12 protein-coding genes are annotated in these 13,493 nt (G+C 68.3%); 8 read left to right on the top strand and 4 right to left on the bottom strand.

Annotation, left to right across the window (positions count from 1 at the left end; all coding sequences use genetic code 11):
- The first annotated feature begins 119 nt into the window (after window positions 1-119).
- Together IEY60_RS20800 and IEY60_RS20805 are read left to right on the top strand one after the other, a co-directional pair.
- A complete protein-coding gene (locus IEY60_RS20800) occupies window positions 120-1,337 on the top strand; it encodes an NADP-dependent isocitrate dehydrogenase (RefSeq protein WP_189030775.1) in 1,218 nt (405 codons plus the stop codon).
- A 224-nt stretch (window positions 1,338-1,561) separates the two neighbouring features.
- Window positions 1,562-2,779, top strand: coding sequence for an MFS transporter (locus IEY60_RS20805; RefSeq protein WP_229739995.1), 1,218 nt, complete (start codon window positions 1,562-1,564; stop codon window positions 2,777-2,779).
- An 89-nt stretch (window positions 2,780-2,868) separates the two neighbouring features.
- Here the strand turns inward: IEY60_RS20805 and IEY60_RS20810 are convergent, their stop codons facing one another.
- Window positions 2,869-3,399, bottom strand: coding sequence for an ester cyclase (locus IEY60_RS20810; protein WP_189030777.1), 531 nt, complete (start codon window positions 3,397-3,399; stop codon window positions 2,869-2,871).
- 656 nt (window positions 3,400-4,055) lie between these two features.
- On the opposite strand from IEY60_RS20810, the gene IEY60_RS20815 reads away from it, so the two are divergent.
- Window positions 4,056-5,015 carry a hypothetical protein gene (locus tag IEY60_RS20815; protein ID WP_189030779.1) on the top strand — a complete coding sequence of 320 codons (960 nt, stop codon included), beginning with the start codon at window positions 4,056-4,058 and terminating at the stop codon, window positions 5,013-5,015.
- A 105-nt stretch (window positions 5,016-5,120) separates the two neighbouring features.
- Here IEY60_RS20815 and IEY60_RS20820 read toward each other — a convergent pair whose 3' ends face one another.
- Complete coding sequence (locus IEY60_RS20820; protein WP_189030781.1) at window positions 5,121-5,348, bottom strand: hypothetical protein; 228 nt, start codon at window positions 5,346-5,348, stop codon at window positions 5,121-5,123.
- Between the two features lie 95 nt (window positions 5,349-5,443).
- Between IEY60_RS20820 and IEY60_RS20825 the strand changes: the two genes are divergently transcribed.
- Window positions 5,444-6,025 carry a TetR/AcrR family transcriptional regulator gene (locus IEY60_RS20825; RefSeq protein WP_189030783.1) on the top strand — a complete coding sequence of 194 codons (582 nt, stop codon included), beginning with the start codon at window positions 5,444-5,446 and terminating at the stop codon, window positions 6,023-6,025.
- A 40-nt stretch (window positions 6,026-6,065) separates the two neighbouring features.
- Here IEY60_RS20825 and glpK (IEY60_RS20830) read toward each other — a convergent pair whose 3' ends face one another.
- Together glpK (IEY60_RS20830) and IEY60_RS20835 are read right to left on the bottom strand one after the other, a co-directional pair.
- Window positions 6,066-7,568 carry a glycerol kinase GlpK gene (glpK, locus tag IEY60_RS20830; protein ID WP_189030786.1) on the bottom strand — a complete coding sequence of 501 codons (1,503 nt, stop codon included), beginning with the start codon at window positions 7,566-7,568 and terminating at the stop codon, window positions 6,066-6,068.
- A gap of 112 nt (window positions 7,569-7,680) precedes the next feature.
- Complete coding sequence (locus IEY60_RS20835; protein ID WP_189030788.1) at window positions 7,681-8,433, bottom strand: IclR family transcriptional regulator; 753 nt, start codon at window positions 8,431-8,433, stop codon at window positions 7,681-7,683.
- Between the two features lie 115 nt (window positions 8,434-8,548).
- Between IEY60_RS20835 and glpK (IEY60_RS20840) the strand changes: the two genes are divergently transcribed.
- From glpK (IEY60_RS20840) to IEY60_RS20855, 4 genes are all read left to right on the top strand, one after another.
- Entirely contained in the window at window positions 8,549-10,066 is a 1,518-nt protein-coding gene (gene glpK / locus IEY60_RS20840; protein ID WP_189030790.1) for a glycerol kinase GlpK, read from the top strand.
- Window positions 10,066-11,769: a glycerol-3-phosphate dehydrogenase/oxidase gene (locus IEY60_RS20845; RefSeq protein ID WP_189030792.1), complete on the top strand. Its 1,704-nt coding sequence runs from the start codon at window positions 10,066-10,068 to the stop codon at window positions 11,767-11,769. The genes glpK (IEY60_RS20840) and IEY60_RS20845 overlap by 1 nt, the downstream gene beginning before the upstream one ends.
- Before the next feature lie 54 nt (window positions 11,770-11,823).
- Window positions 11,824-12,462, top strand: a complete 639-nt coding sequence (locus tag IEY60_RS20850) for a TetR/AcrR family transcriptional regulator (RefSeq protein WP_189030794.1) — start codon at window positions 11,824-11,826, stop codon at window positions 12,460-12,462.
- A gap of 166 nt (window positions 12,463-12,628) precedes the next feature.
- Window positions 12,629-13,378 carry an SDR family oxidoreductase gene (locus tag IEY60_RS20855; RefSeq protein WP_189030796.1) on the top strand — a complete coding sequence of 250 codons (750 nt, stop codon included), beginning with the start codon at window positions 12,629-12,631 and terminating at the stop codon, window positions 13,376-13,378.
- Window positions 13,379-13,493: the final 115 nt, after the last annotated feature.

Below are 13,493 nucleotides of genomic sequence, written 5' to 3' on the forward strand. Positions count from 1 at the left end.
CACGTCCCGCAGACAACGCGGGGCATATACGTTGTCTGTTGGAACAGCTGGGGTCCGCTCACAAGCGTGTTCGCCTGGCCGTGCAATGAGGGCACCATCCTAGGAGGACACGAAGATCCATGTCCAAGATCAAGGTTGAAGGTACCGTCGTAGAACTCGACGGCGACGAGATGACCCGGATCATCTGGCAGTTCATCAAGGACAAGCTGATCCACCCGTATCTCGACGTGAACCTCGAGTACTACGACCTCGGCATCGAGTACCGCGACAAGACAGACGACCAGGTCACCGTCGATGCCGCGAACGCCATCAAGAAGTACGGCGTCGGCGTGAAGTGCGCCACCATCACCCCCGACGAAGCGCGGGTGAAGGAGTTCGGCCTCAAGAAGATGTGGCGCTCGCCCAACGGCACCATCCGTAACATTCTGGGTGGCACCATCTTCCGCGCGCCGATCATCATCTCCAACGTGCCCCGCCTGGTGCCCGGCTGGACCAAGCCGATCATCATCGGCCGCCACGCCTTCGGCGACCAGTACCGCGCCACCGACTTCAAGGTCTACGAGGCGGGCACCGTCACGCTGACCTTCACCCCGGAGGACGGCAGCGAGCCGATCGTGCACGAGGTCGTGAAGATGCCCGAGGACGGCGGTGTCGTCATGGGTATGTACAACTTCAAGAAGTCGATCGAAGACTTCGCGCGCGCCTCGCTCAACTACGGGCTGCAGCAGAACTACCCGGTCTACATGTCGACGAAGAACACCATCCTGAAGGCCTACGACGGCATGTTCAAGGACACCTTCCAGGAGATCTTCGACACCGAGTTCAAGAGCCAGTTCGACGCGGCGGGCCTGACCTACGAGCACCGCCTGATCGACGACATGGTCGCCTCCTCCATGAAGTGGGAGGGCGGCTACGTCTGGGCGTGCAAGAACTACGACGGTGACGTGCAGTCCGACACCGTGGCCCAGGGCTTCGGCTCGCTGGGCCTGATGACCTCGGTGCTGCTCACCCCGGACGGCAAGACCTGTGAGGCCGAGGCCGCGCACGGCACCGTCACCCGGCACTACCGCCAGCACCAGCAGGGCAAGCCGACCTCGACCAACCCGATCGCGTCGATCTTCGCCTGGACCCGTGGCCTGGAGCACCGGGGCAAGCTGGACAACACCCCCGAGGTGATCGGCTTCGCGCAGGCGCTCGAGGACGTCGTCATCAAGACCGTCGAAGGCGGGCAGATGACCAAGGACCTGGCGCTGCTCGTCGGCGGCGACCAGGGCTACCTGAGCACCGAGGAATTCCTGGGTGCGCTGGACGTGAACCTCGCTCGCGCCCTGAAGTGAACTAGCTCCACCCGCCTCCCCGCGAATTCTGGCCGGACTCAGGTGACGCGAGACCCGCGTCGGCGACCGGCGGATAAGCGAGGGGTGAAGTTTGCTCGACCCGGTGAGTTACCCATGTTCTTACGAGATCAGTGGGTTACTTGCCGGGTCGTTCTCGTTCGAGGTGGGGTAACTCACCCTCGCCTCGGGTAGCGATCGAGTACCCCGGCCCGTTGCATTGAGGCGTGACTTCTTCCCTCTCCGCCCCTGGTCTCGTCGAGACGCCACGCACGAGCTGGCATGTCCCGGCGATGCTCGCGCTGGCGCTGGGAGGATTCGGCATCGGCACCACCGAGTTCGTGACCATGGGCCTGCTGCCCGACATCGCGACGGCCTTCGACATCTCCGAGCCGACCGCCGGGCACGCGGTGTCGGCATACGCGCTGGGTGTGGTCGTCGGTGCGCCGCTGATCGCCGCGCTGTGCGCCAGGGTGCCGCGCAAGAAGCTGCTCATCGCGTTGATGGCCGCGTTCACCGTCGGCAATGCCGCGACGGTCCTGGCCCCGACCTTCGGCACGCTCGTGCTGGCCCGGTTCGTCTCCGGCCTGCCGCACGGCGCCTACTTCGGTGTCGCCTCGCTGGCCGCGGCCACGCTCTCCCCGGTCGGGCAGCGGGCGAAGGCGGTGGCCGCGGTGATGCTGGGGTTGAGCGTGGCGAACGTGATCGGCGTGCCCGGCGCGACCTGGCTCGGTCAGCATCTGGGCTGGCGGGACGCCTATGTCGTCGTCGCGGTGATCGGCGTGGCGACGGTGGCCGCGCTGTGGCGGTACGTGCCCTCGCTGAGCGGCATGAAGGTCACCAACCCGATGACCGAACTCGGCGCGCTGCGCCGCCCGCAGGTGCTGCTCACCCTGGCCGTCGGCGCGATCGGCTTCGGCGGCATGTTCGCCGTCTACACCTACATCGCCACCACCATGACCGATGTCGCGGGTATGCCGATCGGCGCGGTCCCGATCGTGCTCGCCCTGTTCGGCCTCGGCATGATCGCGGGCAACATCCTCGGCGGGATCCTGGCCGACCGCGGCGTCGACCGCTCGATCTTCTTCGCCTTGATCGCGATGGTGGTCATCCTGGCCGGCTTCGTCCTGGCCGCCCACAACCCCGTCACCGCTGGCATCGGCGCCTTCCTGGTCGGCGCATCCGGCGCGGCCCTGGCCCCCGGCCTGCAAACTCGCCTGATGGACGTCGCCGCCGACGCCCAAACCCTCGCCGCCGCCCTCAACCACGCCGCCCTCAACATCGCCAACGCGGCGGGCGCCTGGCTCGGTGGCCTGGTCATCGCCGCCGGCCTCGGCTACACCGCTCCCGCCCTGGTCGGCGCCCTCCTGGCAGTCCTCGGCGTCCTGCTCTTCACCGTCACTGTGTGGGCTGCGCGCCGCAGCACGACGGGCACGGCGAGCTGACGCCCGCACACTCGGCGCCAAAGCGGCCAGTCCTCGCGAGGGGCTGACGATCGTGAAAGCCGCCGCCCGCGTGGGCCGGCGGAGGACAGCTAGCGACGGCGAGCGATGCCCATTACGCGTGTTTTGGCGTTGAACGCGGCCTTCAAGGCCTGATCCGCCAACGATCCGTCCGGGGGCAGCATCTTGATCTGGCGGGCGAACTCCATCTGGTCGTAGCGCACCGTATTGGTGGCGACCTTCCTGTCCGCGAGCACGAAGTGATCCATGCCCTCGAAGTCGATGCGCGCGCCGGTGCCGTCGATACCGAAGTACGTGTCGACGTGCCGACCGGTCAGATGCCAGTGCACGAAGACATCATCACCGGACTCGGCGATCGCCACGATCGCGAGGTCGAGGTCGGCCACGGCGGCGAAGGTCTGCTCGAAGTAGGCGGCGATCTCGTCGCTGCCACGACAGGTCCCGGTCGGCAAGTACACGACGGTATCGCTCGTCCACCAGGACCCACGCAGGCTGTCGACGTCCTGGGCATTGAGCCGCCCGAACGCCCATCGGACGAGTTCGGTGTGAGAGCCGTTCTCCGGCGGAGCGATGGTGGTCAGGGTGTGGCTGAAATCAGTCATCTCGAACTCCCTTGCACGTTGTGCGCGACAAGTTCGCCGGCGCGTCTCGGAAGCCTTCCCTGTCCATACTGACCTCCTACACCGCCGAATGCACTAGTAGCCGCCGGCTATCGAGTAGTCGGGTACGCGTGCGCCCTATGCCGCAGCGGACGACACTTGTCACCTACCGGTTCGGCCCACCGGTGTCGTCCCGGGAAGCTCCGCCGAAGATCGTCAGCGGGAGGTCCGATGCGATCGACAAAACATGGCCGCGCCAAGGTCTCGCCAAGCGAGCTCCTCCTCATGGGTGTGCTGGCACTGGCTCTGGTGCTGACGACAGCACTCGCCTCCGGGTGCGATCGATCGCCGGGAACACCGCAACACCCATCGTCCACAATGACGAGGCCCGCGCCCGTCTCATCCGAGGTGGATGGGGCTACGACACCGGAGCCGACGACGTGGTCTGTACCGGCAACGGGTGAAGGCGAGTCCACGCCGGCCGAGCAAACGACCTGGTCGGCGCCGCCCCCGATCTCCGGCGGTCGGGTACGGGTTCCAGGGCCTCAGCCCACTTCGGCAGGTTCACTACCCGGTGGCCCGACGACCCCGATCCCAACGACGACGATTCCGCCACCATCAGGCCCGGACTCCGAACCCGAAACGACGGGCTCTACACAATGAGCACACCGTCTTCGCCGACACCCACGGTCGCCGTGGACAAGTGGATAGGCGTGGTCGCAGGCGTAGTCGCACCCACGACGGTGATCACCGGATTGTGCTACTACTTCGGTTTCGTCTCCGCCCGAGCCTATTTCGCCTACTTCGGTGTCGACACCGAGTCTTTCCAGTACTCGACGACGGACTACGTCCTGCGCAGCGTGAGCGTGCTCTACCCGGCCCTCGTGATTGCGCTGGTTGTGTCCTGTGCGATGTTCACACTCCGCGCGTACGAGAGGAGATCCCTTCGTAAGGTCGGGAGATCTCCTCTTGCGCTTCGCGGCGGCTGGGCGGCGATGGTGGCGGGGGCGATTCTGACCGCACTGGCGGTGTTGGGAGTCATTGCGCCCCGATTTTCGGTGCTGCTCTCCACAACGCTGATTCCGGTGGCGCTGGCGGTGGGGGCATTGCTGATAGTGGCGGGATCCGAGGCTTTGGCGGCGCTTCGGTCAGGAGACACGCCGCGTTCCGCCACCCCGGCTCAGCGATCAGTCTGGATGTTCGCCGGTGCGGCGATCGTGCTGGCGGCGTTCTGGTTGACGAACATCTTCGCCACCGAGTACGGCCGACAGCAGGCGCAGAACGCCGCAGCTGATCTCTGGGACAAGGAAACCGTAGTGACACTCGATACGACCGAGCCCCTGTTCGCGCCGTCGAACCTGGTTCTGGAAACTCCGCTCGGCACGCAACCCGGGCAGCGCTTTGCCTACCGCTACGAGTGCCTTCGAACCCTCGTGGTCCGTCCTGACCGCTGGGTGCTCGTCCCTGCCAGGTGGACGGTTGAGAACGGCTATTCGTTGATCATTCCGATCGATGACTCCTCGCGGATCAGTCTGACCAAGCTGAATGCGCTCTCCGAGAACAAGAAGGCCACGGACTGGAAAGCACCATGGCAATGTCCCGAGATCGCCCCCCTCTGACAGAGGCCGGCGGTGGCGGAATCGAGATATCCCCCCGTCCGGGCAACGCGATTCCGCCACTGACCAGCTCAGCGACTCAGATCTGCCAGCCGAGCTGGGCGCGAACTATGCGGGCGCGCCGCAGGTGATCGCGGAGCCGCACTGGAGCTGACGCAGCAGTGAGCCGAAGCCGTCGATCAGCGAGCTGCCCGTCGAGGTTCCGCCCGGGGCGGGCTCGCCCGGGGCGACCACCGGCGCGGGGGTGAGCGGTGCGGCGGCGGCCGGGCCCGCGGTGAGGACTGCGCCGAAAGCCAGCGCCGCGATGCTTGCGCCGAGCAGCTTGGTGAATGCCATGATGAATCCTTTGTTCAGTTCTGTGGAGATGGATGGCGGCTCGCAGTGTCGCATAGTTGACCGATCGGTCGCAATAGCGTTGGTATGCTCGGAAAGTGGCGCGTACCAAGGAATTCGACCCCGATGTCGTGCTGGACCGCGCGCTGGATCTGTTCTGGCAGCGCGGCTACGAGACGACCTCGATCGCGGATCTGATCGACCATCTCGGCATCGCCAGGGGCTGCATCTACGCGACTTTCGGCAGCAAGCACGAGCTGTTCATGAAGGCGCTGCAACGTCACCTGGAGATCGTCGACGCGCGGGTCACCGCGGAATTGGCCCGTCCTGGTCCGGCGCTGCCCGCGATCAGAGGGCTGATCGACCGGTTCGTGAACGAGTCCTGCGCGGAGAACCGATTCCTCGGTTGCCTGGTCACGACCGCCGCGGTCGAGCTCGCCGCCCGCGACGCCGACGTCGCCCGGCTGGTCGAATCCAGCTGGGCGCGCACGGAGACGGCCCTGTTCTCGGCGCTGTCTCGCGCCCGAGCGCAGGAGGAACTGCCGCCCGATGCGGATACGCGCGCCATGGCCCGCTTCCTGCTCGTCTTCTTCCAGGGCGTCTGGGTGCTCGAACGCGCACCCAATTCCGCCACCCGCCTGCGGGATGCCGGCCGGGTTGCCGCATCGATCCTGGGCTGAGTCCCGGCCTCATTCGTGAACGATCGGTCTAGTTTGGGGGCTAGGTCGACGCACCACCGGCGGGCCGCGCCCAGCCGACGCTGAGCTGTACCGCCCGCTGCCACCGTTCGTACTCCTCGTCACGGACGGAGCGATCGGCCTGCGGCACCCACTGGGCCGCCACCCGCCAATTGCGCCGCAGCCCTTGCAGATCCGGCCAGTACCCCACGGCCAGCCCCGCCGCGTAGGCCGCGCCGAGCGAGACCGTCTCGGTCACCAGCGGACGCATCACCGGAACGCCCAGCACATCGGCGATGATCTGCATGAGCAGATTGTTCGCGGCCATCCCGCCCGCGACGCGCAGCGACTGCGCCCGCAGCCCGGCGTCGGCATTCATGGCCTCGACGACATCGCGGGTCTGCCAGGCGGTGGCCTCCAGCACCGCGCGGGCCAGGTGGCCCTTGGTCACATACGAGGTCAGCCCGATCAGCAGCCCGCGCGCGTCGCTGCGCCAATGCGGTGCGTAGAGCCCGGAGAACGCGGGAACCAGGTAGCACCCGCCGTTGTCGTCGACGGTGTTGGCGAGGGTTTCGATCTCGGGCGCGGTGGCGATCAGTCCGACGATGTCGCGCACCCACTGCACCAGCGAACCGGTGACCGCGATCGGGCCCTCCAGCGCGTACACCGGGTCGGGTCCGACCTGGTAGCCGATGGTGGTGAGCAACCCGTGTTCGGATCGGATCAGGTCGGCGCCGGTGTTCATCATCAGGAATCCGCCGGTGCCGTAGGTGCATTCGGTCTCGCCGGGCGCGAAACAGGTCTGGCCGAACAGCGCGGCGTGCTGGTCGCCGAGGGCGGCGCCGATCCGGACGCCGGGCGCGACCGTGCGGGCGGTCCCGAAATCGCCGGTCGAGGGTTCGATGCGGGGCAGCATCGCACGCGGAATATCGAAGAACCGCACCAGTTCCTCGTCCCACTGCCGGGTGGCCAGATTCATCAGCAGGGTGCGGCCGGCGTTGGTGACATCGGTGACATGGATGCCGGTGAGATTCCAGATCAGCCAGGACTCCATGGTCCCGAACAGCACCTCGCCGCGTTCGGCGCGCGCCCGTAACCCGTCGACATGGTCGAGCAGCCAGCGCAGTCGCGGTGCCGCGAAGTAGGTGGCCAGCGGCAGCCCACTCAACTCCGTGATCCGGTGCGCGCCAGGCGCTTTCCGCAACCGCTCGACGAGCTCCTCGGTCCGGATGTCCTGCCAGACGATGGCGGGCCGCACCGGCACCCCGGTCTCGCGATCCCACACCACGGTGGTCTCGCGCTGATTGGCGATCCCGATCGCCGCCACCTGCTCGACGGTGATCCCCGCGTCCCGCAATGCCGCGGGCACGATCCGCTCGACGGTCCGCCAGATCTCCATGGCGTCCTGCTCGACCCAGCCGGAGCGCGGATACCGCTGCCGGTGCGCGCGCTGGGCCAACCCCACCAGCCGCGCGTGCCGGTCGAACACGATGCAGCGGGTCGAGGTGGTGCCCTGATCCAGGGCCAGCACATACCGTTGCGTCACCGGAGTCTCCCGTTGGTCGCGCCGCGCCGAGATCCCGATGGATCGCCGGCCGGCCCTTGCCTGTCCGCAGCAGCACTGACCGGCAAGGTCCGGTTCGGCACGGTGGCGCGGATCATCGTGCCGCTCCGAGATCGCGGTGCACGGCCACAGCGGCGGCGCGCACCTGATCGACGGCGGCGGGCCGGATCTGTAACCGGTTGTCGCACAGTCGATCGGTCGGTCCCGAGATGCCGATGGCGGCGACCACCAGTCCTCCTCTGGCGCGGATCGGCGCGGCGATACCCGCCTCACCGGAGCGATACTCCTCGACCTCGCTCGCCCAGCCGGTCCTCCTGACCTCGGCGATCGCGCGGTCCAGCGCTGTCGGGTCGACGATAGTGCGACGCGTGAAGGATTGCAGCGCACCGGGTTCCGTCGCCGCGTCGTAGGCGAGCAACACCTTGCCCAGCGCGGTCGCGTGCGCGGGCAGCACCTCGCCGACGGCGAGCACCTGCTCGGTGTTGTCGGGCCGGAAGACGTGATGCACCACCGTCACTCCAGCGGGCCGCGACACCGCCATCCGCACCGACTCGCCGGTGCGCGACGCGAGCGCATCAGCCCGGTGAATCGCCCGCGAACGCAGCTCGTTGACATCGAGATGATCGCTGCCGAGCTCGCCCAGCGTGGGCCCGAGCAGATACCGGCCCGTCGCCGGATCCTGGTCGACGAAGCCCACCCCGAGCAAGGTCCGCAGAATGCCGTGCGTGGTGGGTTTGGCCAGGTCGAGCGCGGCCGCGACCTCACCGACCGCCATCGGCCCCGACCCGCGCGCCAGCAGACGCAGCACGGCTGCGGCTCGCTCGATCGACTGGATCGGACCCGGCACCGCCCGAACCTATCAGCCAACCGTTCAGCATTGTCGAACGGCAGCCGTGGCGGCCGGGTCGGGCCGTTTCTAGCGTGGGTTCCGGGCTCGATGGTGAGTCCCCGAAAGGACCACGATGAATCGGTATGTGGGCGCGATCGACCAGGGCACGACCTCGACGCGTTTCATGGTTTTCGACCGGAACGGCGCCGTCGTCGCCCGGCATCAGCTCGAACACGAGCAGATCATGCCCCGGGCGGGCTGGGTCGAACACAATCCGGACGAGATCTGGGAACGCACGCGCACCGTCGTCAAGACCGCGCTCGCGACGGCCGATCTCACCGCCGCCGACCTGGCGGCGATCGGCGTCACCAATCAGCGCGAGACCACCATCGTGTGGAACCGCCGCACCGGCCGCCCGTACTACAACGCGATCGTCTGGCAGGACACCCGCACCGATCGCATCATCGCCGGGCTCGAGGCGGCCGGGCACAGCGAGCTCATCCGCGAGAAGACCGGACTCCCACCGGCTCCCTACTTCTCGGGCGGCAAGCTGCGCTGGATCCTCGACAATGTCGAGGGCGTGCGCGCCGACGCCGAACGTGGTGACGCCCTGTTCGGCACCCTCGACACCTGGCTGATCTGGAATCTCACCGGCGGCATCCGCGGCGGCGTCCACGTCACCGACCCCACCAACGCCTCGCGCACCATGCTGATGGACCTGGAGACGCTGCGCTGGGACGACGAACTCCTGCGCATCTTCGACATTCCGCGCGCCATGCTGCCCGCCATCGCGCCGTCGTCGAACCCGGCCGGTTTCGGCACCACCAATCCCGACGGCCCGTTCAAGGGCGCGGTGCCGATCGCGGGCGTCCTCGGTGACCAGCAGGCCGCCGGTGTCGGCCAGGTCTGCTTCCAGCCCGGCGAGGCCAAGAACACCTACGGCACAGGCAATTTCCTGATGCTCAACACCGGCGCCGACATCGTGCGCTCGACGCACGGCCTGATCACCACCGTCGCCTACCAGTTCGGCGACGAGAAGCCCGTCTACGCGCTGGAGGGTTCGATCGCGGTCACCGGCTCGGCCGTGCAGTGGCTGCGCGACCAGCTCGGCATCATCGCGGGCGCCGCGCAGATCGAGGACCTGGCCGAACAGGTCGAAGACTCCGGCGGCGTGTACTTCGTGCCCGCCTTCTCCGGTCTGTTCGCGCCGTACTGGCGACCCGACGCGCGCGGCGCGGTCGTCGGCCTCTCGCGCTACAGCAACAATGCCCACTTGGCCAGGGCGACACTGGAATCCATCGCCTACCAGACCCGCGACGTGGTCGAGGCCATGCAGCGCGACTCCGGCGTGCAGCTGGCGACGCTGCGGGTCGACGGCGGCGTGACCATGAACAGCCTGGCCATGCAGATCCAGGCCGACCTGCTCGGCGTCCCGGTCTCGCGGCCGGTCGTCGCCGAGACCACCGCGCTCGGCGCCGCCTACGCCGCCGGGCTCGCGGTCGGGGTCTGGAACTCCACCGACGAACTGCTCGCGAACTGGCACGAAGACGTCCGCTGGTTCCCCGCCTGGTCCGACGAGCAGCGCGAACGCGGCTACGGCCGCTGGCTCAAGGCCGTCGAACGCACCCTCGACTGGGCCGAAATCGACTGATGAACCACAACAAGGAGCAAGCCGTGTCCGTTTCCCTGGACCCCACCTACCGCGCCGAGGCGATCGCGGCGCTCGGCGACAGCGAGATCGACGTGCTGGTGATCGGCGGCGGTGTCACCGGCGCCGGTGCCGCGCTCGACGCCGCCTCGCGCGGACTGTCGGTGACCCTCGTCGAGGCCCGCGATTTCGCCGCCGGTACCTCGAGCCGCTCGTCCAAGCTCATCCACGGTGGCCTGCGCTACCTGGAGCAGATGGACTTCGCGCTGGTGCGCGAAGCGCTGAAAGAGCGTGGGCTGCTGCTGAATACGCTCGCGCCGCACCTGGTGCACCCGGTGCCGTTCCTGTTCCCGTTGCAGCACCGCGTCTGGGAGCGCGCCTACATCGGCGCGGGCATCGCCCTCTACGACACCCTCGGCGGCGCGCGCACCGTGCCCATGCACAAGCACCTGACCCGCACCGGCGCACTGGAACTCGCGCCCGCGCTGCGCTCCGACGCGATGACCGGCGCCATCCGCTACTACGACGCCCAGGTCGACGACGCCCGCCACACCATGATGATCGCCAGGACCGCCGCCGACCGCGGCGCGACCGTGCTGACCCGCACCAAGGTCACCGGGCTCGTCCGCGACGGTGAGCAGGTCGTCGGCGCCCACGTGGTCGACCTGGAAACCGGTGCCGCCCACACGATCCGGGCCCGCAGCGTGATCAGCGCGACCGGCGTGTGGACCGACGACATGATCAAGATGACCGGCGTCGACTTCCCGTTCCACGTCCAGATGTCGAAGGGCGTGCACATCCTGGTGCCGCGCGACCGCCTCGACCTGCACACCGGCCTGATCATGCGCACGGAGAAGTCGGTGCTGTTCGTGATCCCGTGGGCCGAGCACTGGATCATCGGCACCACCGACACCGCGTGGTCGCTGGACAAGAACCACCCCACGGCCACCGCCGCCGACGTGCAGTACATCCTCGACCACGTCAACGCCGTGCTGCGGGAGCCGCTGACCAGGGCCGACATCGTCGGCACCTACGCCGGCCTGCGCCCGCTGATGACGGGCGCGACGAAGGAGACCGCCAAGCTCTCGCGCGAGCACGCCGTCGCCGAGCCCGCGCCCGGCCTGTTCGTCATCGCGGGCGGCAAGTACACCACCTACCGGGTGATGGCCGCCGACGTGGTCGACGCCGTCACCAACCGCCTCGGCGGCGACATTCCCGCCTCGGCCACCGCGCAGCTGCCGATCGTCGGCGCGGAGGGCTACCGCGACATGCTCGCCGAGTCCGCCGAACTGGCCGCCACGGTGGGTCTGCCCGTCGATGTCGTCGAGCATCTGCTCGGCCGCTACGGCACGCTGGCCACCGACATCTTCGCCCTCGTCGGCGCCGATCCCACACTGCGCCTGCCGATTCCGGGCGCACCCGACTACCTCGCCGCCGAGGCCGTCTACGCGGTCACCCACGAGGGCGCGCTGCACCTGGACGACCTGCTCACCCGTCGCACCCGCATCTCCATCGAGGTCCCCGATCGCGGCCTCGCCGCCGCACCGGAGATCGCCCGCCTGATCGCGCCGCTGCTCGGCTGGGACGCCGAGACCACCAACGCCGAGATCAACCGCTACTACGACCGGGTGCACGCCGAACTCGCCGCCAACGAGGCGAGCGACGACGAGTCGGCCAATACCGCCCGGCTGGTCGCGGCGCGCTGACCCGGCCGGCCACCGCTTACCTTCAGGTCTGTATGTAAGAGGTAAGATCGGCCGATGACCAGCACCGCAGCCGACCGACCGCCGCGGCGTACCCAGGAGCAGCGCAGCACCGAGATGCGCACGCGCCTGCTCGACGCGACCATCGACTGCCTGGTCGAATACGGGTACGCGGGCACGACGACGCCGCGGGTCGCCGAACGCGCCGGCGTCACCCGCGGCGCGCAGGTGCACCACTTCGGCTCCAAACACGATCTGGTGGTCGCCGCGATCAAGCATCTGGCCGAGCGACGGGTGGCGGCGGCGATGAGCGAGATGACGCGGGTCAGGGTCGGCGACGATCCGGTCGGCGCCGCCCTCGAGTTCCTGTGGGACCTGCATCAGGGCCCGCTGTTCATCGCGACGGTGGAGCTGTGGGTGGCGGGCCGGACCGATCCGGTGCTGGCCGCGGCGATGGAAGAGGTCGAACCGTTGGTCAATACCGCGGTGCTGCAAGCGGTCGCCGAGCTGATCCCGGACGATCTGCGCCGCAAGGGCGCCCGCGATTTCGCCTACACCGCGATGGACGCGCTGCGCGGAATCCTGGTCGCCAATTTCGTCGTCCCGGACCCCGACCGCGCGCACCGCCGCTGGCACCGCGCCATGGTGGACCTGCGCGCCGCGGCGGCTGCCGTGATCGTCGCCGGTTCCCGCTGATCGCGGCGCGCCTCGGGTAGGGCGGTGCTGGGGAAAGGGGCAGCGCTCAGGGCGGAAATGCCGCGGTTACAGCGCATCGGCGACGTCAGCGGCCGCCGGATGACTAGCGTGGCCCCATGGAATCGCACATCGAGCCCTCGCGGGCACCAGCGCAGGCGGTGGTGTCGTGAGCCGGGGCACCATCGTGATCACCGGCGCCAGCTCCGGTCTCGGCGCGGAAATGGCCCGCCAGTTCGCCGCCCTCGGCTATGACCTCGGGCTGTGCGCCCGCCGCACCGCGCGGCTCGAGGAACTGCGCGCGGAGATCCTGACCGCGCATCCCGATCGCGCCGTCTCGGTGCGACAGCTCGACGTCACCGACGCCGCCGCCGTGTTCACCGTCTTCGACGAGTTCGCGGCCGAATTCGGCACCATCGACCGCGTGGTGGTCAACGCGGGCCTCGGCAAGGGTGCGCCACTGGGCACCGGCCGCCACGACGCCAACCGCGAGACCGCGATGGTGAATTTCCTTGCCGCACTGGCCCAGACCGAGGCGGCGATGAAGATCTTCCGCACCCAGGGTAGGGGCCACCTGGTGATGATCTCCTCCATCTCCGCCCTGCGCGGCATGCCCAAGACGCTGACCACCTACGCCGCCACCAAAGCAGGCGTCGCCGCACTGGCCGAGGGCCTGCGCGCGGAAGCCGTTCCCGGCGTGGACGTCTCGGTGATCTACCCCGGCTACATCCGCTCGGAGATGAACGACCGGATCAAGCACGAGCCGAAGCTCATGGTCGACACCGAAACCGGCGTCCGCTCCATGGTCGCCGCCATCGAAAAACGCCGCGCCAAGGCCTACGTCCCGGACTGGCCCTGGCTCCCGATCGGCCTCGCCCTGCGCACCCTCCCACTCCCGCTGGTCCGCAAACTTCTCTGACCGACGAATACGAAGGCCGTACCAGGCGAAAGCTGTCGCCCGGTACGGCCTTCGTGCGTTCGTGACCGGGGTCACGAAAACCCATTGTGAAGATACATTCAGGGCTGTATGTTTG

Source organism: Nocardia rhizosphaerihabitans (assembly GCF_014646295.1).
GTDB classification, from domain to species: domain Bacteria; phylum Actinomycetota; class Actinomycetes; order Mycobacteriales; family Mycobacteriaceae; genus Nocardia; species Nocardia rhizosphaerihabitans.